The sequence below is a fragment of the Streptomyces sp. NBC_00631 genome (genome assembly GCF_045206895.1).
Classification (GTDB): domain Bacteria; phylum Actinomycetota; class Actinomycetes; order Streptomycetales; family Streptomycetaceae; genus Streptomyces.
In genome coordinates this window covers 5,426,544-5,446,977 of the sequence record NZ_CP107734.1, presented here as the reverse complement: position 1 = coordinate 5,446,977, position 20,434 = coordinate 5,426,544, and the positions used below count along the sequence as shown (strand labels likewise).

The window sequence follows — 20,434 nt, the reverse complement described above, 5'->3', positions numbered from 1 at the left end:
GTGGATGCCGTCGGCCGTGCGCTTCGCCTGCTATTTGTTCTTGCCGTTGCCCTGGCCGCCGTTGCCCTGGCCGTTTCCGGGTGTGCTGTTGCCGGAGGCGCCGGTGTTGCCTCCTGTGGCGTTGGCGGAGTCGGCGGCGCCCTTGTCGGACTTGCCCGCGCCGGTCGACCTGGTCGGTGTGGCCGTCGCCGTGGTCAGCTGCCCGGAGCAGTAGGCGGCGACCTTGCCCTCGCCCCCGGCGGCCGCGATGAGCCGCTGCCAGGCCGTCGCGTCGAGTGCCTTGCCGTTGCCCTTGACCTGCTCGTAGGCGCGGCAGTGGGCTTCGGTGTCCTGGGCGGCGGCGGGCCGGTCCGTCGGCCGGACGCTGCCGGAGGACGGTGACGGGGCCGCGTCGCCCGGGCGGTTCGGGGCGGTGGCCGACGGGTTGCTGGTGCCCTGGCCGGTGTCGGCGTGGTCGGCGGAGGAGCCCGCGGAACCGATGGCCGCGACCGCGACGCCCCCCAGGGTGAGGCTGGCGAACACGACGCCGAGCGTCAGCTTCACCGGGCGCCGGGCCCGCCGTTGCTCCGCCGGCCGCCAGTCGTCCCGGCGCCGGGTGCGTGCCCGGTGCGCGCCCGCGGCATGGGCGGCCCGGAAGGCGGCCACGGCCTGCTGCTCGGCCTCGGGGGCGAAAGCGTCGGCGCGTATGGCGGCGGCGAGGGCCGTCTCCAGCGCGGCGGCGTCACGTGTGTCTGCGTCACGTGTGTCTGCGTCACGCGTGTCGGGGGAGCCGTGCCGGGCAGCGCCGGGCTGCGCATGCCGACGGCCCCGCACTCCGTCGCCGCTCAGCCGCTCGCCCATGTTCGTTTCCGTTCCTGTCCGACCGTTTCGATTGCGTTCGGTGTACTGGGTCCGGTGCCTTTCCGTCGGCCACCGCCACCACTGTTGTTCATGCCGACTCCCCCAGCGTCCGGGAAGCCCCATCCGTCACACCTTCCTCCGCCTCACCGCCGATGCCCAGTTGGCGTGCGAGGCGTTTCAGACCGCGGTGGGCGGCCGTGCGGACCGCCCCCGGGCGCTTGCCCAGGACACGGGCGGCGGCGGGACCGTCCAGGCCGACGACGACCCGCAGGAGCACGGCCTCGGCCTGGTCCCGCGGCAGCCCGCGGACCAGTTCCAGGGCCCGTTCGGTGGAGATGGACTCCAGGGCCTGCTCGGGCGTGCTGTGCGGGCCGGCCAGGTCCAGTACGTCCTGGTCGGTCCCGGCCGACTGGGGCCGTACACGTCGGCGGCGCAGATGGTCCAGCGCCCGGTGCCGGGCGATGGTCGCGGTCCAGCCGCGGAAACCGGCCCCGTCGCCCTTGAAACGTCCCAGGTCGCGGGCTATCTCCAGCCAGGCGTCGGACGCCACGTCCTCCGCTTCGTCGCCGACGATGCCGTGCAGGAAGCCGAGCAGGCCCGGCTGCACGATCCGGTAGGCGACCGCGAACGCGGCCTCGTCACCGTCCTGGGCCCGCGCGACCGCCGCGCCCAGTTCCCCGTCGTACTCCTGCACGCGCCGGGGTTGCCGTACCTGGCCCAAGATTGCCCTCGTTCGCACCGATCACAGCCGAGTCCACGCCGTCCGTCCGTGCTCCGGTCGCACCGACGGCCCCATGGTGACCAGCGTGCGTGCGCACAGAAATGTCACAACGTGATGCTTCGGCTTCCCCGTGCGCTCCTCCTGGCATGAGCGCGTACCTCCGTCTGCGAGCGGTGCCGGCCCCGGCACTGCGCAACAGTCCGACCTGGCTCGACCGGCTCTTCACCAACGACTCGGAGACCGTCCCGCACGGGACCGGTCGCCACCGCGAGGGGGTGCTGGACCAGCGCTGCCCGGACCAGGAGCGCATCTACGCCGGTGCGCTACCGCACGGTCCCGACGTGGTGCTCGGTGGCCGCCCCGTGTTCCGCGCCGACCGGCACAGCCCGCCGCTGCTGGTGCTGACGGCCGCCCAGGCCCACCGGGTGGCCGGGTTCCTGACGGCGGCCGACTTCGATGCCCTCTGGGACACGGCCCGGGACACCCTGCTGCCCCGCTACGGCGGCGAGAGCGCGGAGCCCGAGCAACGGCGGCTGTTCGCCGCGACGCACCGGGAGCTGACGGCGTTCTACGCCCACACGGCCGAGCACGGGGACGCGGTGGTGAAGTGGCTGGCCGAGGCATGAGGGACGGCCGTCCGCGGCCGGAGACGTGAGTGCCTGATGGGGGATGTGTGGCTGTTCGAGACGGGAGGTGTAACAGTTTCGGGCTCTCGCGCTCTGTCCATGCCGACGACCACATCGGTCGTCGGCCAGGAACAGGGGCGGGCTCGTGCAGGTGACGGACGAAAGAGGCGGAGCCTACGGCGAGGAGTCGTACGGCGGTGTCGGGTACGCGTATGCCCACGGCCCCGGGGGCTCCGGCAGCACTGCCACGCCGCAGCCGCAGCCCGAGCCGGTGCCAGTGCCGTTGTCCCGGGGTGCCGGAACGCCTCTCTCCGGGGCCGTGCCGGCCCACCTCGCCGCCACGGACTCTCCGCACGGTGACGTCATCACCGTGCTGCCCCCGGGCCAGGACATGCCGGAGGGCGATCCGGTGCGGCCGGTCTTCGTGGACGCCTCGGGCCGCCGTCAGCACCGTGTGCGCCGCGCCGCACAGCTGCTGGTGATCCCCGCGGCCTGCTATGTCGCCCTTCTCGTCAGCGCGGTCCTCGGCGGCCCCACCATCAGCGCTCCGTTCGTTCCGCTGCCGGACACCCCGCACCCGGCCACCTCCCGCGCGACCAGCCCCGACCCCCGGGCCGCCACCGGCAACGCGGCAGGGAGCGCGAGCTCCGCCGAGGCGTACGACAGCTCCCGTGCCGGTGCGCGTCAGGCGGCCTCCGGCCCGACCGGTGCTCCGACGGCCTCGGCCGCCGCCGTGTCCACATCCAGGGGCACGGGCACGGCTGAGGCCGCCACGACGCCGTCCGGCACCACCACTCCGACCCCGGCCGCCACCCCGACCGCCGCCACCACCACGACCCCCAGCGCCACCCCCACCACCGCGCACTCCACCAAGGGGCGCTCCACCGCCGCGTCCCACAAGCCCGTGAAGTGATCCAGGGCCCTGACGTGACCGATCGCCGAAGCCGCCCCGCTCCGCCCCGCCCGCGCGGCCGGAGCGCGAGCCGTAGCCGCCGGATCACCCCCCGCACCCACTGGCTGCTGCTGTGCGTGCTCGTGGTGACCCTGTCGGCGGCCCTGCTGCTGCAGGGCTACACCCATCACATGTTCGGGATCACCTCGGACGACGAGTCCGGTCCCCGCGGCCGTGACGAGACGGTGCCCAGCCAGGTGGCCCACGGCGGACCCGTGATCGCGGACGCCGCCGGCTCCCCGCACACCGCCCGGCCCAGGGCCCGTACGATCGCCCTCACCTTCGACGACGGCCCCGATCCCGTCTGGACCCCGCGCATCCTGGACGTGCTGCGCCGCAACCATGTGCACGCGACCTTCTTCGTCGTGGGAACCGAGGTCGTGAACCACCCGGAGCTGGTCCGCCGGATCGTGGCCGACGGCCACCAGATCGGCATTCACACCTTCACCCACCCCGACCTGGCGCGCCTCGCCCCGTGGCAGCGTTCCCTGGAACTGCGCGAGACCCAGCTCGCGGTGGCCGGCGCGGCGGGAGTCACCACCGCGCTGCTGAGGCCACCGTACTCGTCCGAGAACGACGCGCTGGACGACGCCGACTGGTCCGTTCTGAAGCAGGCCGGCGCGGCGGGCTATGTCACCGTGCTCTCCACCCAGGACGCCCAGGACTGGCAGCGTCCCGGCACGGCCCGCGTCCTCGCGAACGCGACACCGCACGGCACCGCCGGGCAGATCCTGCTGATGCACGACGCCGGCGGTGACCGCTCCCAGACCGTGGCCGCCCTGGGCACCCTGATCCCCCGGCTCAAGGCACAGGGCTTCCGGTTCACGACGGTCGGCGCCGCGGTCGGCATGACCGCCCCCGTCCGGCCCGCCGGGCCGGGCGACCGCCTCCAGGGAATCGCGCTCATCAAGATGCTGCAGCTCGGTGACTGGACCGTCCGGCTGCTCGGCGTGCTGATGTACGCGGCCGGAGCGATCAGCGTGCTGCGCGCGGCGGTCGTACTGTTCGCGGCCCGCCGGCACCGGCGGCAGCGGACAGGGCGACGCAGCAGGCCCTGGGGTCCCTCGGTGACCGAACGGGTCAGCGTCATCGTCCCCGCGTACAACGAGAGCGCCGGGATCGAGGCGGCCGTACGCTCCCTGCTCGCCTCCGACCATCCGGTCGAGATCATCGTGGTGGACGACGGCTCCACCGACGGCACCGCCGACCTGGTGGAGTCGCTGCGCCTGCCGGGCGTGCGGGTGATCCGGCAGCAGAACGCGGGCAAGCCAGCCGCGCTCAACACCGGACTCGCCGCGGCCACCTGCGAGCTGGTGGTCATGGTCGACGGCGACACGGTCTTCGAACCCGGCACGGTCCGCACCCTGGTGCAGCCCTTCGCCGACCCCCGGACGGGCGCCGTCTCGGGCAACGCGAAGGTTGTCAACCGGGGTGGTCTGCTGGGCCGTTGGCAGCACATCGAGTACGTGATCGGCTTCAACCTCGACCGCCGTCTCTTCGACCTCGCCGAGTGCATGCCGACCGTGCCCGGCGCGGTCGGTGCCTTCAGGCGCCGGGCCCTGCTCGCCCTCGGCGGCGTCAGCGATGCCACCCTTGCCGAGGACACCGACCTCACCATGGCCCTGTGCCGGGCCGGCTGGCGCGTGGTGTACGAGGAGGGCGCGGTGGCCTGGACCGAGGCGCCGGCCTCCCTGGACGCCCTGTGGCGGCAGCGGTACCGCTGGTGCTAAGGCACCCTGCAGGCGATGTGGAAGCACCGCGGGGCGTTGGCGCAACGCGGCGCCGCAGGCAGACTCGGCCGCCGGGGCCTGGGCTACCTTCTCCTCTTCCAGGTGCTGCTGCCCCTGCTCGCTCCCGTCGTCGACGTCTTCGCCGTCTACGGCCTGGTCTTCCTCGACCCGCTCCGGATCACCGCCCTGTGGCTCGCCTTCCTGTTCCTGCAACTGCTGATGGGCCTGTACGCGTTCCGCCTGGACGGCGAGCGGCCCGGTCCGCTGTGGAGCCTGCCGCTGCAGCAGTTCGTCTACCGCCAGCTGATGTACCTGGTGGTCATCCAGTCCGTCTTCACCGCCGTGTCCGGCTCACGGCTGCGCTGGCAGCGCATGGAGCGGTACGGCAGCCTCCAGGCGCCGACGGGCCCGCAGCCGTCCACCCCGCTGCTCACGGGCAGTCACCCGGAGAACGGCACCGTCGGCAGTGAGCGGCGCTGAAGCGCGCCGTCGGCCGCTCCAGGCCGTCCTCAGTGCTCGCCGAAAAGGATGTCCCTGACCTCGCGCAGCGCGTAGAGGACCAGGACGTACCCGGCGGCCGGATCGGCCCACCACAGGCCGGCCAGGGAATTCAGCAGGAGTCCGAGCAGCACGGCGGCGGCCAGCAGGCCGTCGATCAGGGTGACCCGGCCCTCGGTCTTCAGCACCGGGTTGTCCAGCGCGGCGCCGGTGCGTGCCTTGCCACGGGCGAGCGCGAACATCACCGCGGCCGTCACCGCGGTCCAGCCGACGCCCAGCGGTGAGTGGTGGGGGCGGAAGCCGACGGCCAGCACCCAGGTGGACTGCACCAGCAGGTACACCGCCAGGAGCCCGAAGCCGACCCCGATGAGCTTCAGCGCGAGGCGCCGGCGGTCCTCGCCGGTACCGGACAGCTCCCAGATCACCACGGTGGAGGCGCCGATCTCGATCAGGGAGTCCAGCCCGAACCCGGCCAGCGCCACGGACCGCGCCGAGGCCGCGGCGACCGCGAGCACGACGATGCCGATCACGTTCCAGCCGAGGGTCACGTACTCCAGGGCGAAGCCACGGCGGACGAGCGTCCGACGGTCGCCACTCTCACCACTGATCACCGCGAGATCCTCCCAGACGCGAAGAGGGCCCCGGAATTCAGCTTCCGGCTCGCGTCCTGCGCCAGGCGCCGAGCAGTTCCTCGGGGCCGTACACCGCCTGAAGGCCGGAACAATCGACCCCGCTACGAGAGACCGCCACGAGCGGTACCGGCTCGTCGGTGATCGCTGCCCGGTGTTTCTGCAGCGCGGCCAGGTCGTGGCTGTCGAAGGCGGTGTTCTCCAGCCACTTGACGGAGCCGAGAAAGTGCAACTCCTTGGCCACCGGCTGCCGGTCGGCGCCCACCAGGTCGATTTCGACGTCGTTGCTGCGGGTCCAGTACCCGCCGATCGCCGGTGCGGCGGGCAGGACCCCGTCCGGCAGAAGACGGGCGAGGGATTCCCGGACGAGGGGTTCGATCGCACGCCCCCGCCAACTCGTCCACCGCTCCTTGATCCGGCTCAGCGTGAGGTCTCCTCGCATACGCTCGATCTCTGCCATGTGCGGGTCCAGAAACGCGAGCCAGAAGCGCAGGTAGGGGTCGGCAACCCGGTAGCGGCGTTCCTTCGACGGACGCAGGGAGAGCGGCAGCTCGGCAGCCACGACTCGTTTCTCGGTCAGGACGTCGGTGGCCCGGGTGAGAGTGGTGTGGGCGATGCCGCCCGCGGCACGCGCGATGTTGGTGAAGGTCCGCTCTCCGCTTCCGATGGCCCTCAGGACTTCCCTGCTCATCGCCTGCGGCGGGAATTCTGCGGCCAGTGAGCGCTCGGCCGAGACCAGCAGCGCCGAGATCGGGTTGTCCAGCGAGTCGCGGAGGAACTCCCAGGTGTCCGCTCCTGGCCGCCACTCCGCACAGATGAGCGGCAGACCGCCCGTGACCAGGGCGGCATCGAAGGCGGCTGCCGGCTCAAGCCCGAGCATCTCGCCGATGTCGGCAGGGTTCAGCGGGCCCACGACCATTTCCCGGCCCCGCTGATGGAAGGGGCGGTCGTAACTGTTCAGCGCCTCCATCATCGACAGGTCGGATCCGACGAGGAGGAGCAGTACGGGTTTGCGGCTGAGCAGGCGGTCCCATGCCCGCTGGAGCATGCCCTCGAAGGCATCGATGCGGTCCATGAGATACGGGACCTCGTCGATGACGACGACGCTCGGTTTGTCGTCGGGAAGGACCTCCGCGAGCAGCCTCAAGGCCGCGTTCCACTGTGTCGGGGTCTCCTCGGAGAACAGTTCCCGCTCCGGGAGTGTGGATCTGGTGACGGCGTCGAGCAGTTCGGCCAGTTCGTCCTCCGCGGTGCCGCCCGCAGCGGTGAGGAAGAGGTACGGCGTCTCGGTGCGTCGGAGGAACTCCTCGACGAGGCTGGACTTGCCGACCCGCCGCCTTCCCCGCATGAGGATGCACTGCCCCGGCTTCGCCGACCCGACAGCATCGCGAACCGCCTGCAAGGCGTTGCCGAGCACGGTCAGCTCGCGGTCCCGCCCGATGAAACGACGCACGGAAAGCCTCCCTCTGTGGATAGTATCGACAGGGATACTATCTGCATCGCTACCATCTTCCCTTCGGGCCGGGCAGGCCCTCATGGCGCCGTGGGCGCGGGACAGGGTGAAGGCGTTGTCGTCCCGCCTGTGGTGTCGGTGAGGACGGCCAGGTGGACCGCGGAGCGGTACGGGCGGGGACGGCTGCCCTGGACAGCGGCTTTGACCTGACCGGGTGCGATGGTGACCGGGCCCGCCATGTCCTTGCGAGTGCCGGTGCGTCCGCGGGACAGGAGCCTCACGTCCAGGTGGAGTCCTCCAGGGCGCGGTCACCCGTGCCCGTCCCCACCCGGCCAGGGGTGCATCGCCGGAGCCGACGACGGTGTCGGCGGCAGCAGACCCCAGTTCCTGCAGGAGTTGGCGTACTCCCTCGGTGTCGAAGTGGTCGCGGCGGTGGCCGACATGGGCATGACGCGGGTAACTCGTACTGATGTTCTCATTTTCGATGCTTTTAACTTTTTGTCGGATATATTGTCTTTCGGGTGGAGGGTGGCGGCTGCATGAGGAGGAGGAACGTTGTGCGCACAGTCGAGTTGTGCAGGCTGAGCACATAGTGCAGGCGGGGCGGACGGTGTCGGAGCAGCACATCATGTCCGTACAACTCGCTGGCGGGCTGCGCCAGTACGAAGCACTGAGGCTGCTGCTGGGTGACGTCGTCGAGGCGCTCGGTGCGACAGGCGGCATGGTGCATGTGGGCGGGGCGGGCATCGGCCATCTGTACCTGGCCGCGAGCAGCGGGCTCAGCAGGTCACTGGCCGAAACCTGGAGGGAAATCGGCTGGGACGCGCAGGCGCCCCCGGCCCTGGCCGCGCGGGACAACGCCTATGTGTGCACGCCCGGCACCGGCACGCCTGGGCCTATGGGCGGCCGGTACTGCGCTGCGGTGGTCGGCACCGGCATGGCGGCTACCCCGGTGCCCGCTCCGCACGGGCCGCTGGGGGCGCTGTCAGTGTTCACCGCGGCCCCCGACGGGCTCGACGCCAAGGAGCGGTCATTGCTCGCAGCGACCGCTGAGCGGATCGCCGAAGACCTGCGGAGCGCGCCTGCCACGCCGCGTACGAGTACCACGGCGGCAGACAAGATTTCCGGGATCGGCACCTGGCAGTGGGACTTCGCCGGAGGCACCGTCGAGTGGGACAAGGCTGCGCTGACGATTCTGGGGGTGGCCGGCGACACCCTGGGCAGCACCGTCGAGTCCTGGATGGACATTGTGCACCCGGACGACCTCGTGCAGGTCATCGCCGCCAGCGAGCAGGCGATCCGGACCCGCCGAGCCTTCGGCCTGGAGTACCGGGTACGCCGTCCCGACGGGAGCCTGCGCTGGGTGGAGTCCCGCGGTCATGTGCTGCCCGACGACAGCGACAGGCCGTACCGCGCTATCGGCACGCTGCGGGACATCACCGATGACCGCCTTGCCCAGCACTCGGTGGGCCGTGCCCTGCAGCACATGAGCGACGGCCTGCTGACCGTCGGCAAGGACTGGCGGATCACCTTCGCCAACATGGCGGCCGAGCACCTGCTCGGCCCGTCCGGCGAGCTGATCGGCCGGGTGCCGTGGAAGGCACTGTCCGGTATAGACCCACGCTGCCTGGAAGCCGCCTGCCGACGTGCCATGGCCGAGGGCAGGCCGACCGGCCTGGACGCGCAACTCGCCGCCACCCGGCGCTGGCACCACCTCCGGCTGGTCCCGATACCCGACGGTCTGATCATCTACTTCACCGATGTGCACGACGCCCGGCAGCGCGAAGCGGAACAACTCGCCGCCGAGCACGCCGCCGCCACGCGCACCGCCCGGATCGGGGAGCTGACCGGCGCCCTCGCCGTGGCCGTCACCACCACGGACGTCGTCGACGCCGTCGCCGACCACGTACTGCCGCTCTTCGGCGCGGTCGGCCTGAATGTCTTCACCAAGGAGGCCGAGCACCTGGTCCTGGTGGGTGCCGTGGGATATTCCAAAGAGTTCCTCGACCGCGTCAACGGACTGCTGGTGCAGGACAGCACGCCGGTCAACCAATCGCTGCACAGCCGTTCCCCGATCTTCGTACCTTCACAGGAGGAGTTCCTGCGCCGTTACCCGGAGCTGGCCGACTTCCCGGCCGAGGGCGAAAAGCAGGCATGGGCGTTCCTGCCGCTGATCGCCTCCGGGCAGCCGATCGGGGCCTGCGTGATCTCCTTCGACCGGCCGCAGGCGTTCACCAGCGAGGAACGCACCCTGTTCACCGCCGTGAGCGGGCTGTTCGCCCAGGCGCTGGCGCGGGCCCGGCTCTACGACACCGAGCACACACGTGCGCAGACACTGCAACGCGGCCTGCTGCCCCGCGCCCTGCCGGACCTGCCCACCATGACCGCCGCCGCACGCTATCTGCCGGCCACCGCGGGGATGGAGATCGGAGGCGACTGGTACGACGTGATCCCGCTCTCGGGCGAACGGGTCGCCCTGGTCATCGGCGATGTCATGGGCCACGGGCTCGCCGAGGCCGCCACCATGGGGCGGCTGCGCACCGCCGTCCACACCCTCGCCGACCTCGATCTACCGCCGGGAGAAGTGCTCTCCCACCTCAACGACACGGTCAGCAGCCTCGGAGACGAGTTCTACGCCACCTGCCTGTATGCCGTCTACGACCCCACCAGCGGCGTCTGCACGGTCGCGAGTGCGGGCCACCCCGCACCCGCCGTGGTCCTCCCCGACGGGGCCGTTCGCTTCCCCGACGTGCCGGTCAATCCGCCGCTGGGCGCGGGAGTCCCGCCCTTCGACGCCGGAACGCTGGAGCTCCTCGACGACAGCCTGCTGATCCTCTACACGGACGGCCTGGTCGAGTCCTCCACCCTGGACATCGACCAAGGCAGAGCTCGTCTTGCCCAACAGCTCGCGCACGCTCTGCCCCTGCCCCCGCAGCACCCGGCCGGGAAGGTATTCCGGGCCTCTTGGCCATCGGGACGCGGCGGGACCGGGCGGCTCGAGCGGCTGTGCGACGCCCTGGTCGACAATCTGCTCCCGGCCCAGCAGCAGACCAGTGACGACACCGCACTGCTCATCGCCGCCCCGCACCCCCTGGCCCCGGGCGACATCGCGTCCTGGCCGCTACCCCTTGAACCCGAGGCGGCAGGCCAGGCGCGCGGGCATGTCCGCGACCGACTCGCCGCCTGGGGTCTTGACGGGCTGACAGCCACCACCGAGCTGCTGGTCAGCGAGCTGATCGGCAATGTCGTCAGACACGCCGAGGGACCGATCGCACTGCGCATGTTGCGCGGCCGGACTCTGGTCTGCGAGGTCTCCGACGGCAGCTCAAGCACACCTCGCATCCGGCGCGCGGCCGAAACCGACGAGGGCGGCCGGGGGCTGCAACTGGTCGCCGCCCTGGCTCAGCGGTGGGGGGCCCGCTACACGGCCACCGGCAAGTGCATCTGGACGGAGCAGCCACTGCCGGCGCGCCACGAGTGACACCCGGTGGGGCGCCACACCTCCGGCACAGCCGCCGTGACGGATCGGTACCGGAGGCAGCCCTTGATGGCTGCCCACCCCATGTGCCCAGAGGATCCCTGCCGACGGCGATTGAGGGGTTGCCCCCAACACGCTTTCCCGATGTTCGTCTGCGGGTTCGGGGCGGGACGGGGGCGTTCTGACCTGGGGTGGAGTAGGCCGTCGGACGGTTGGTGGACGGAGCCGGACGGCGACGAATGAGACCAGGGCGCCGGTCATACTCGCTTGACGACGATCGATTCCGGAACCAGCTTCTCCAGGTCGTCCACGTTCGATGTGAAGATGGTGACCTGCCCTTTCTGCTGTCGGGCGATGATGGCGAGCACCGCGTCGATCGCGTACTTGTGGCCGTGAAGCTTGGCGTCGGACAGGAGCCGGCGGGCCTGGCGGGCCTCGTCCTTCCCGATGCCGGCGACTTTGAGCCGGGAGAGCACCCAGTCCCAGCGCTGCTCGGTGGTTCTGCCGTCGTACGCCTCCACCAGCGCCATGGGCGACGTGACCGCCGGAGGACACAACGCCGGAGAGGCCGCGTGACCAAGCGAGCCAGTGAGCACGGGCAGCGGCCACTGCGCGCCTTCGTACTCGACTGCGAAGCCCTGTCCCTCGCTGTGCGTGGCGACCGGAAGATGATCGCCTGGCTCGATCTCGCAGCACGGGGCGAAGCCCGCTGTTGGGCCGCCCCGTTGACCGCGCATCGAAGGGTTCCACCCCGCGGTGGGCCCCTTCGGAGTCGTGCCCGGTGAGGCACTGGCGGAGGAGTGACCATCACTACTGGAAGCGGCTGCTCGAAGACGCGGGAGTCCGACCGCCCGGCTGCACGACGCCCGGCACACGGCCGCCCCTGTGCTCATGCTGCTCGGTGTCCCGGATCGCGTCATTGATCAGATCATGGGATGGGAGCCGGGCACCTCCGCCAGCATGCGGGCGCGGTACCTGCATGTGCCGGACGCCATGCTCAAGGAAGTGGCCCGGAAGATCGCCGAGGCCATCTGGGGACCCTCCCGAGACACCGCTGTGGACAGAAACCAGGACAACGAGGTCTGAGGACAACGTCGAAGGGCCCCACCGCGAACAGTGGGGCCCTTCGACGTATTGCCCGGTGAGAGCAATGGCGGAGGATACGAGATTCGAACTCGTGAGGGGTTGCCCCCAACACGCTTTCCAAATGTTCGTCTGGGGGTTCTGGGGCATACGGGAGCGTCCTGACCTGTGGTGCAGCAGGTCCGGGCGGAGGTTTTGAACGGTGCTGTACGCCGGTGAATGCCACCAGAACTGCAACCACGGAAGTGGAGCCGCGTGAGTGCGTCCAGCTTCTGCTCGTGGCGCGGTCAGCGGGGAACCGCCTCCTTACTCCCCGTTCCGCGACCAAACCGCGGTGAGCGCGGTGACCGGGTCACTGTCGGCTGGTGCCGCGGGCCACCATTCGCCGTCGTCGTCCTGGCGGTAGGGGTACCAGCGGGTGTCGGGGCCCAGACGCAACTGGATGCCGTGGTGGGTGAGGGTGAGGCGGTTACGCCAGGCCCTGAGGTGTGCGGGGGAGTCGGTCATCTCGGCGAGGGCCGCGTCCAGGGCGGTGCGGGCGGCCTTCATCACCGTCGGGTCGGGAGTGTGGGGCTGTTCGGCGACGGTGATGCCCGTGGGGCCGCCGTGGCGCCAGGCGCTGGTGAGGCGTGCGAAGGCAGTGGGGTTGGTGCCGGTGTTCTGGATCAGGTGGTGGAACCACTCGGGTCCGGGGTTGCTTGCGGCGATGCGCACGGCGTCCTGGTGCTGGGTCAGGTGCAGGTCGGCGGTATCGCCCGCGAGGAGCCGGGCGGCGCGCGCGGTGGCGTCGGCCATGAGGCGTTCCAGGTCCGCGGCGGTCAGGCCGCTGCCGGGTGGCGGGGCGACGGGCAGTGCTGTGGTGTGGGCGGCGGGGTCCGGGAGCTCGGGCAGTTCGGGGGACTCTTCGGCCCAGTGGGCGTACGCGGCGGCGGCCGGGACGCCGGCCGGTGCCAGCGGGGCGGCGGTTTCCTGTGCTGCCGTACGGAGTGCGCGCAGCTGGGCGAAGACCTCCTCGCGACCGCGGCCGCGCAGCGTGAAGAGGACGAACGGGTCGGTGTCGATGGTGGCGGCGATGGCGTAGCAGAGCGCGGCGGCGTGCTTGCAGGGGTGTCCCCAGTCGGGGCAGGAGCACTCCGGATCGAGCTCGGTGGGCAGTGGGAGCAGTGGGACGCCTGCGTGCCGGGCGTCGTCGACGAGTTCGGCGGGCATCTCGCCGTCGAGAAGTGCTGCGAGATGCCCGGCGCGGGCCGCGATCGTGTCGAGCAGGGTGTCCCACTGAGGATCGGTGAGGACGGGCAGGTGGACCGATGAGCGGTACGGGCGCGGGCGGCTGCCCTGGACAGCGGCCTTGACCTGGCCCGGAGCCACGGTGACCGGGCCGACCATGCCTTTGCGGGCGTAGGTGCGTCCGCGCGAGAGCCGTCCGGCGTCCAGGGTGGAGTCCTCCAGGGCGGCCACCCATGCCTGGCCCCACCAGGTCGCGGCGAAGGCTCGCTTGCTGCGGGCGGGCGCACGGCGCGGGCCGGGGACAGCGGGGCTCATGACTGCCTCCCCAGGGCGACGAGTTCGGCGAGTTCGGCGTCGGACAGTTCGGTCAGGGCTGCCTCGCCGGAGCCGACGACGGCGTCGGCGAGGGCGCGCTTGGCTTCGAGCAGCTTCGCCACCTTGTCCTCCACGGTTCCCTCCGTGAGGAGCTTGTGTACCTGGACGGGTTTGCCCTGGCCGATGCGGTAGGCGCGGTCGGTGGCCTGGTCCTCGACGGCAGGGTTCCACCAGCGGTCGTAGTGCACGACGTGAGTGGCGCGGGTGAGGTTGAGTCCGGTGCCCGCCGCCTTCAACGACAGCAGGAACACCGGTACTTCACCGCGTTGGAAGCGGTCCACCATTTCCTCGCGCTGTGCGACGGGGGTGGCACCGTGCAGGAAGAGAGTGGGGACGCCGCGCTCGGCGAGGTGCTTCTCCAGCAGAGCCGCCATCTGTTTGTACTGCGTGAAGACCAGCACGGATTCGCCTTCGGCGGTGATGGTGTCGAGGAGTTCGTCGAGCAGGTCGAGCTTGCCGGAGCGGCCCCGCAGGGGAGTGGACTGGCGCAGGCCGTGCTCTTTCAAGTACTGGGCGGGGTGGTTGCAGATCTGCTTCAGCGCGGTGAGCAGCTTGAGTACCAGACCGCGTCGGGCGATGCCCTCCGTCTCCGCGATCTTCGCCATGGTCTCGCGGACCTGTGCCTCGTACAGGCTGGTCTGCTCGGCCGTCAGCGGGACGACGTGGTCGGTCTCGGTCTTGGGCGGCAGTTCGGGCGCGATGCCGGGGTCGGACTTCTTGCGGCGCAACAGGAAGGGACGTACGAGACGGGACAGGCGCTCGGCTGCCTTGGGATCCTCGCCCGCCTCGATGGCGCGGGCATGCCCGTCGCGGAAGGCGGCGAGTGTGCCGAGGAGCCCGGGGGTGGTCCAGTCGAGCAGGGCCCACAGCTCGGAGAGGTTGTTCTCCACGGGGGTGCCGGTGAGAGCGACGCGGGCGCGGGCGGGCAGGGCGCGCAGTTCGCGGGCGGTGACGGCGTAGGGGTTCTTGACGTGCTGGGCCTCGTCGGCGGCCACCAGCGACCAGGCTGTCTCGGCGAGCACTTCGCGGTCGCGGCGTAGCACCCCGTAGGTGACCAGGACGATCTCGTCGCCGGCCAGGTCCCCCAGGTGGCGGTCGCCGCCGTGGTAGCGGCGTACGGGGGTGGACGGTGCGAATCTGGCGGCCTCGCGCTGCCAGTTGCCGAGCAGGGAGGCCGGGCAGACGACAAGGGTGGGGCCCGCGGTGGTGGGGTCGCTCTGGCGGTGCAGGTGCAGAGCGAGCAACGTGATGGTCTTGCCCAGGCCCATGTCGTCGGCGAGACAGCCGCCGAGGCCGAGTGCGCACATCTCGGCCAGCCAGGCCAGGCCCCGCTTCTGGTACTCGCGCAACGTGGCCTTGAGTGCGGCGGGCTGGGGCACGGGGGTGCGGGACTCGGGGTCGCGGATACGAGCGACCAAGTCGCCGAGCGCACCGACCGCCGCACAGGGGACCCGGTCACCGTCCCTCCCCCAGCCTCCGGCCGGGGGGACCCCCATCTCGCTTCGCTCGGCCTCGCCGGTCAGCGCGGCGCTCAACGCCTCCATGGGGGTGAGCGGTCCCATCCGGCGCCGCTTGGCACGGGCCACCAGCTTCGGGTCGGCGACCACCCACTGGTCGCGAAGCCGGACGAGGGGACGGCGTGACTCCGCGAGGGCATCCATCTCAGCCTCGGTGAGCGGCTCGCCGCCAAGGGAGACCTGCCAGCGGAAGTCGAGGAGGGCCTCGGTGTCCAGCAGGCCGCCCGCGGTGGAACCGGGGGCGGTGCGCTGCCCGATCTCCGCGGTCGCGGTGAGTGCCTTGACCAGTTCGCGCGGCCAGTGCACGTCGACACCGGCCGCGCGCAGCGCGTCCGTGGCGTCCCCAAGGAGTTCGAAGGCTTCGTCGTCGGTCAACCGGAGCTGATCGGGAGCGGCATCGTCGAGCAGCCTGCGCAGCGGGGGCCAGGCGCGGGCGCCGCGGCGCAGGGCGAGCAGGGTCTCGGTCTCGGCGCGCGGGCCGAGCAGCCGCTCCACTTCGGTCGGCTCGCTCCACAGCCGTGCGGCCTCGACGACGAGCGCCGGGTCCGCAGCGGTGTGCAGTTGCAGGACGGCCCGGAACTGCCGTCGGCGTCCTTCGGGTACGTCGACGCGCAGGGAGACACTGACCTCGGCGGTGAGCGCCGCTTGGGTTTCCTCGGCCCATTCCCGCAAGCTGGGCACGGCACGGGCCTCGCGCCAGGCGTACGGCAGCGCTCCCATGGCGAGCGGCGCGGCCGGCGTACGGACCAGATCATCGGCGACCGCGTCGCAGAACTCGCGTACCAGCGCAGCCGGTTCGGCGATCCGTACCGGCGCAGGGCCTGGCTCGGGCAGGCAGTGGGCGTGTGGCGGGAAGGCGGCGGCCAGGGCGTCCAGCGTCTGGCGCTGGGCGGCTGTGAAGGGACCCACCTGCCAGGTGTCGTAACCGGCGGGGGTGATGGCCGGGTGGAGACGGCCGTCGACGAGCAGTCGCAGCGCGAAGCGAGTGGCGGCCTGCCAGGCGGCGCCGGAGGGATGCGTCGGCTCCGCATCAGCCAGGGCGGAGACAGCGACGGCGACAGGCAGCGCGTAACCCTCGACCCTGCGCCGCCTGACCGAGCGGCCGTGCGGCAGGACCAGCTCCACCGCCTCGGTCTCAAGGCCGGTGGGCGCCATACCGTCTCCGGCTGCTGCCCCGGTCGGCTTCCACAGCAGCAGCCGCCCAAGGCGGGCGGGCTCACCGGGCAGGAACACCGCCGCCCAGCCGGCGCCGAGCAGTTCCCTCACGAAGGCGGATGTTTCCTGCCGGGCCAGCGGCGGTGTGCTTCTCGCGCCCGTACTCGGCTCTCGTACGACGACTCGTGCCACTCTCTTCCGCCCTGTCGCGTGCCGGACCCTCCCCAGGCCCGCTCACTACTGAACCCCACCAGGCAACGTCACACGCTGGCAACCGCGGGCCCTTGCTTGACTGCCGGCGACGGCGCCACGGCGGATACGCCGCTGCTGAACGCACCGGTCCTCAACCGTAAGGCGCAGCGCTACGGTGAGGCCATGAGCACCTGGGACCCAGCCGTGCCGGAGGCATTGATCGAAGAGGCCACCGTCGACGCCTACGGCGAGGATGAGCAGCTCACCGGCTTCTTCACGATGATCGAGGAGAGCCTTGCCGTGCCATTCACCACGACTGTTCTCGGCGTCGAGGTGAGCGTGGTCGGTGTCGATCTGGCCGAGGACGGGCGCGTGGTCGCACGCTGCGCCCGGGGGTCGGTCCGACAGGACATCGGAATTCTGGACCTGCCGCTGCCGGAACCTGCCCCCGAGGGCTCGCAATGGATCGAGGCATACCGCTACTGGGCCCGCTGAACTGGCGCGCCGCACAACTGCCCAGCTGAGCCCGTGCTCGAACCCACCTGAGCTCGTGCTCGAACGGGCAGTCGCCGCGACCGCCGCTGACCGGACCGACTGCGGGAAACAGAAAGCACGTAGCGCGCATACCGCAGTATGCTTACCGGTATGGCTGACACCACGCGCATCACGGTGACGCTCCCCACCGAGCAGGTGGCGGAGCTGAAGAAGATCACGGACAACGTCTCCGGCTATGTGGCCGAAGCGGTCGCCAGGCAGATCCGGCACCAGCTTCTGGGGGCCGACCTGCGCAGCCACACAGACGAGCACGGCGCCTTCAGTGAGGAAGAGCTGGCCGAGGCGCGGGCGCGGATCTTCGGCACGACCCAGGACGCTGGCGGCGCGAGCGCCGCGTGAGCGGGCACATTGAGACCGTCGTCCTGGACAGCGAGGGGCTGTCGGCCTGGGTGGCGCAGGACCGGAAGGTTCTGGCGATGTTCCAGGTGTTCCACGACATGGGAGCGGACCTTGTCGTCAGCGCCAACACCATCGTGGAGGTGAGCCACTCCAGGGTGAACCTGCCCCGACTGCAATGGGCGCTCTCCCGGGTCAAGGTGGAGCCGGTCACGGAGGCGGCGGCCAAGGCGGCGGCACAACTGCTCAAGGTTGCCGGTCTGCACGGACACGAGTACGCGATCGACGCCACCGTCGCCGAAGCGGCCTCGCGTCAGCCCGGCCCGGTCGCCGTCCTCACGTCGGATGTCGATGACATGACCCGGCTGTGCGGCAGCAAGGTCCGGATGATCGGGCTGTGACCGCTGCCGTGACTCCCTCGTCAGTCGCCCCACGGATGCGAGCGTGCGTTTCGTCTGCTTGGCAGGTATGTCCCGAATGTCGCCTATAAATGCAACCGAAACTGCAACCAGGGCATGCCAAAGAGTCGGACCGCAATGAGCGGTCCGACTCTTCGTTTCGCCTGGTCAGGCGGGAGCGGAGGATACGAGATTCGAACTCGTGAGGGGTTGCCCCCAACACGCTTTCCAACTGTGTTGGTGCCTCGCAGTGCCGCGTACAGCGCCGTTCACCTGCGTTCATGGGCCGCTGGCCTGCGGGGTAAGTCCGGCTGTTGGTCTCGCCTGAACGGCCGCGAACGGGGCTGAATGAGACGGAAACTGAGACGGCCGCCTGTGATCCTAGAGTTGACCTCGCCACCATGGCACGTCCAGGCTGTCAGCCGGGATCACCTTGGCTCTGGCCAGGATCTTCCTGTCGAGGGCCCATACGAGGGCGCGTAGCTCACGCGCGCTCTTCCTCGGCAGTGCGTGAAGCACGGCTTCGAGGTGGCCGCGGAAGTCGACGCCGTAGCATCCGCACTCGAGGATGCCGCAGTCAGGACCTACGAGTGGGTCCACAAGTTGTCTGAGAGGACCGTGGGCCAGGGCCTTCCAATGCCAGAACGCTTCTTCCGTGGCTTCGGGCCAGAAGCGGGTCCGCTCAAGCCGACGCAGGTCAGCTGTGCAAGACCCTAAGAGGCGGTCAATGAACGGGTACCGTCGCTGCCTCGGCCGGCGGGTAGGAATGTCGCCCCGCAGGGCTGACGGGCGCCTACGCGGCATTGCCCCTTCGGTAGTCGATCATGGGGGCAAGGTACAGAACGACGTGTTCGGTGGCCACCGCGTATCCGGTGGCCGGAAGCCCTGAGCTTGGGAAGCTAAGGTGATCTAGGGTGCGCTGCTTGGCTGACCTGCGGTGGAAGGGTATCGGCGCCCGGCGGCCGGGCCGTTGATTCCCCGGTGTTCCCCGTGATTCCCCGCTGGATCTGGCACGCGTCTGGCACGAGCCACCGCCCTCAGATGCTCACGAAGTTGGCTTCACTACGTGACCCAAGGCAATGAGGCCGATTCCGACCGCTGACAACGACGGATGGTCGAACCCGCTGCACGCAACGAGTAGTGCACCCGCTCCCCAGAGTCTCGGCTGTCGAACGTGGTGCTGGAGCCATCGGCCCGGCAAGCGTCCGAGTAGCAGGCCGTGCAGGCCTAGGACAACGCACGTAAGCCAGAGCGCCCCGACCAGAATCAGCATCGGAAGCAGGAGGTCGGCAGACGATGTCGACATGGTCGTCCCCCTGGTGAGCTGGTTCCCCGTACCCCTCACGAAAGTCTGGCACGTCGGTGCGGATGCCCCAGGGTCCCCGGGGATGTTTGCCGTCTCTCGGTGGTATCAGTCATGAGCAGAGCTTGTTCGCCAACGCCAAGCATCGGGGGCGCAGATGACGGCGCAGCCGAGTCTGGACGAGCGCCTTGTCATGTACCAAGTTGTCGCAGCCGGGCATGCGGGTCTCGATCAGATGGTCTGGCAGGTACCGGGCATTGCCCTGACGGCCCAGGCGTTCCTTATGACAATTGGCCTCGGGCCTGGATCCGGTCAACTTGCGCGGCTCGGGTCTGGACTTCTCTCGGTGGTGGTCGCCTTCATGTCCGTCGAGTTGCTGATGAGGCACCGACTCAGTGCGATCGCGGATGCGGTGTGGTTGGAGAGGTTCGAGCGAGACCAGGGGTTGGAGGTGCTCCACAGGCCATTGAACGACCGGTGCGCCCAGCTCGGCGTGCCCATGCCGCGCGTGGCCCGTCCTCGCGCCTATTCCGTATGGATCGCGGGTCTCTCAGCCTTCGGCCTCGTGGGTGCTGGCATCGCGGTCAACGCGCTCGTTGGGTAGCTGTCGGTTCCTCAGCTTGGGAAGCTGCGGGCATTCAGGGCCGGTTCTTCCGCTGACCCGGGCGAACGGCGACGGGGCGACCTCGGCAGGCTCGGCCCGTTTCACCGTGGTTCCCCGGTGTTCCCCGCCTGATCTGGTGTGCTTGTGGTGCAGCCCGCCTCCCGTGCGAAGCCGGAAGACGTGCGTTCCTTCGTCCTTCGTCGGCGTCGGTGCCAGCGGTCCGACAGGAGCCTGGCCGCGATGGAAGCAGCAGCCACCGCGGCACACGTCCGCCAACTGTTGAAGTCGCTGATGACCAAACCGATGAAGCGGACCACGACTGTCGTCAGGATCCACTGGACAACAGACCAGGCCGCAGCTTTGATCCGTTTGCCTATGCCGCTCATGAGCCCAAGGTAGCTGGCCTCTGACCGACGTCCGGTTGCGTCTGGACGGCCTTCTGATCCGTAGCTCTGTAGAGATCGGTCATTGGAGGTCATACAGGCTGCGGGGAGGATCGTGAGTGTCGGTGTCGGTCGCTGGCGGTTGCTGTACTTCGCTGCTGTAGGGCCGATTCAGCTAACTGGGTCTTCAGTGTCGCTGCGCGGATCTTCGCTGGGTTCCGACTGCGGTCGTTTGGCGGAGCGGAAGCCGATCACGTACCCAAGGGCGTAGGCGCCGAACGCCAGCAGAGCGACCAGCGTAACCAGTGCCCCCTTGTCACCGTCGGCGATTGCCTTCCACGCCGTCAAGGCCAGGAGAATGGTCAACAGTGCTAGTTGG

Annotated in this window: 15 protein-coding genes and 2 pseudogenes; 9 read left to right on the top strand and 8 right to left on the bottom strand. The window is 70.2% G+C overall.

Annotated elements, in window-relative coordinates; all coding sequences use genetic code 11:
• Positions 1-30: 30 nt before the first annotated feature.
• Complete coding sequence (locus tag OHB00_RS24930) at positions 31-840, bottom strand: hypothetical protein (RefSeq protein WP_406437717.1); 810 nt, start codon at positions 838-840, stop codon at positions 31-33.
• 88 nt (positions 841-928) lie between these two features.
• Complete coding sequence (locus OHB00_RS24925) at positions 929-1,561, bottom strand: RNA polymerase sigma factor (protein WP_406437715.1); 633 nt, start codon at positions 1,559-1,561, stop codon at positions 929-931.
• Positions 1,562-1,707: 146 nt separating this feature from the next.
• Here OHB00_RS24925 and OHB00_RS24920 point away from each other — a divergent pair, with 146 nt between their 5' ends.
• The 3 genes and pseudogenes from OHB00_RS24920 to OHB00_RS24910 all read left to right on the top strand — a co-directional run bounded on the left by OHB00_RS24920 (position 1,708) and on the right by OHB00_RS24910 (position 5,349).
• The gene (locus tag OHB00_RS24920) at positions 1,708-2,187 is read left to right on the top strand and encodes a DUF1877 family protein (RefSeq protein ID WP_406437713.1); all 480 of its coding nucleotides are present in this window, start codon (positions 1,708-1,710) and stop codon (positions 2,185-2,187) included.
• A 151-nt stretch (positions 2,188-2,338) separates the two neighbouring features.
• On the top strand, positions 2,339-3,100 hold the full coding sequence (locus tag OHB00_RS24915) for a hypothetical protein (protein WP_406437712.1): 762 nt from the start codon (positions 2,339-2,341) through the stop codon (positions 3,098-3,100).
• A pseudogene (locus OHB00_RS24910) lies at positions 3,097-5,349 on the top strand (bifunctional polysaccharide deacetylase/glycosyltransferase family 2 protein). The gene OHB00_RS24915 and the pseudogene OHB00_RS24910 overlap by 4 nt, the downstream one beginning before the upstream one ends.
• Before the next feature lie 29 nt (positions 5,350-5,378).
• On the opposite strand, the gene OHB00_RS24905 reads toward OHB00_RS24910, so the two are convergent.
• Positions 5,379-5,978 carry a cation transporter gene (locus OHB00_RS24905; RefSeq protein WP_406437710.1) on the bottom strand — a complete coding sequence of 200 codons (600 nt, stop codon included), beginning with the start codon at positions 5,976-5,978 and terminating at the stop codon, positions 5,379-5,381.
• Positions 5,979-6,015: 37 nt separating this feature from the next.
• Entirely contained in the window at positions 6,016-7,449 is a 1,434-nt protein-coding gene (locus OHB00_RS24900; protein ID WP_406437709.1) for an ATP-binding protein, read from the bottom strand.
• Between the two features lie 628 nt (positions 7,450-8,077).
• On the opposite strand from OHB00_RS24900, the gene OHB00_RS24895 reads away from it, so the two are divergent.
• Positions 8,078-10,930 carry a SpoIIE family protein phosphatase gene (locus OHB00_RS24895; protein WP_406437707.1) on the top strand — a complete coding sequence of 951 codons (2,853 nt, stop codon included), beginning with the start codon at positions 8,078-8,080 and terminating at the stop codon, positions 10,928-10,930.
• Positions 10,931-11,184: 254 nt separating this feature from the next.
• On the opposite strand, the gene OHB00_RS24890 is transcribed toward OHB00_RS24895, so the two are convergent.
• Positions 11,185-11,457 (bottom strand): hypothetical protein, encoded by a 273-nt coding sequence (locus tag OHB00_RS24890; RefSeq protein WP_406437706.1) that lies wholly within the window; start codon positions 11,455-11,457, stop codon positions 11,185-11,187.
• A gap of 269 nt (positions 11,458-11,726) precedes the next feature.
• Between OHB00_RS24890 and OHB00_RS24885 the strand changes: the two are divergent.
• A pseudogene (locus OHB00_RS24885) lies at positions 11,727-12,013 on the top strand (tyrosine-type recombinase/integrase); the annotation flags it as partial.
• A gap of 303 nt (positions 12,014-12,316) precedes the next feature.
• On the opposite strand, the gene OHB00_RS24880 reads toward OHB00_RS24885, so the two are convergent.
• On the bottom strand, positions 12,317-13,552 hold the full coding sequence (locus OHB00_RS24880) for an SWIM zinc finger family protein (protein WP_406437704.1): 1,236 nt from the start codon (positions 13,550-13,552) through the stop codon (positions 12,317-12,319).
• The gene (locus tag OHB00_RS24875) at positions 13,549-16,395 is read right to left on the bottom strand and encodes a DEAD/DEAH box helicase (protein ID WP_406437703.1); all 2,847 of its coding nucleotides are present in this window, start codon (positions 16,393-16,395) and stop codon (positions 13,549-13,551) included. Before OHB00_RS24875 ends, OHB00_RS24880 begins: the two co-directional genes overlap by 4 nt.
• A 264-nt stretch (positions 16,396-16,659) precedes the next feature.
• Between OHB00_RS24875 and OHB00_RS24870 the strand changes: the two genes are divergently transcribed.
• The 4 genes from OHB00_RS24870 (at position 16,660) to OHB00_RS24855 (ending at position 19,672) form a co-directional block, all read left to right on the top strand.
• On the top strand, positions 16,660-16,971 hold the full coding sequence (locus tag OHB00_RS24870) for a calcium-binding protein (RefSeq protein WP_406437701.1): 312 nt from the start codon (positions 16,660-16,662) through the stop codon (positions 16,969-16,971).
• A 150-nt stretch (positions 16,972-17,121) separates the two neighbouring features.
• On the top strand, positions 17,122-17,370 hold the full coding sequence (locus OHB00_RS24865; RefSeq protein ID WP_406437699.1) for a hypothetical protein: 249 nt from the start codon (positions 17,122-17,124) through the stop codon (positions 17,368-17,370).
• Positions 17,367-17,768, top strand: a complete 402-nt coding sequence (locus OHB00_RS24860; protein WP_406437697.1) for a DNA-binding protein — start codon at positions 17,367-17,369, stop codon at positions 17,766-17,768. Before OHB00_RS24865 ends, OHB00_RS24860 begins: the two co-directional genes overlap by 4 nt.
• A gap of 1,457 nt (positions 17,769-19,225) precedes the next feature.
• Entirely contained in the window at positions 19,226-19,672 is a 447-nt protein-coding gene (locus tag OHB00_RS24855; protein WP_406437695.1) for a hypothetical protein, read from the top strand.
• Between the two features lie 554 nt (positions 19,673-20,226).
• On the opposite strand, the gene OHB00_RS24850 is transcribed toward OHB00_RS24855, so the two are convergent.
• Positions 20,227-20,421 (bottom strand): hypothetical protein, encoded by a 195-nt coding sequence (locus OHB00_RS24850; RefSeq protein WP_406437693.1) that lies wholly within the window; start codon positions 20,419-20,421, stop codon positions 20,227-20,229.
• Positions 20,422-20,434 lie beyond the last annotated feature (13 nt).

Coding starts and splice junctions, on each gene's coding strand:
- OHB00_RS24920 (WP_406437713.1), top strand. CDS start 1,708: ATGAGCGCGTACCTCCGTCTGCGAGCGGTGCCGGCCCCGGCACTGCGC.
- OHB00_RS24870 (WP_406437701.1), top strand. CDS start 16,660: ATGAGCACCTGGGACCCAGCCGTGCCGGAGGCATTGATCGAAGAGGCC.
- OHB00_RS24895 (WP_406437707.1), top strand. CDS start 8,078: ATGTCCGTACAACTCGCTGGCGGGCTGCGCCAGTACGAAGCACTGAGG.
- OHB00_RS24930 (WP_406437717.1), bottom strand. CDS start 840: ATGGGCGAGCGGCTGAGCGGCGACGGAGTGCGGGGCCGTCGGCATGCG.
- OHB00_RS24890 (WP_406437706.1), bottom strand. CDS start 11,457: ATGGCGCTGGTGGAGGCGTACGACGGCAGAACCACCGAGCAGCGCTGG.
- OHB00_RS24855 (WP_406437695.1), top strand. CDS start 19,226: ATGACGGCGCAGCCGAGTCTGGACGAGCGCCTTGTCATGTACCAAGTT.
- OHB00_RS24865 (WP_406437699.1), top strand. CDS start 17,122: ATGGCTGACACCACGCGCATCACGGTGACGCTCCCCACCGAGCAGGTG.
- OHB00_RS24880 (WP_406437704.1), bottom strand. CDS start 13,552: ATGAGCCCCGCTGTCCCCGGCCCGCGCCGTGCGCCCGCCCGCAGCAAG.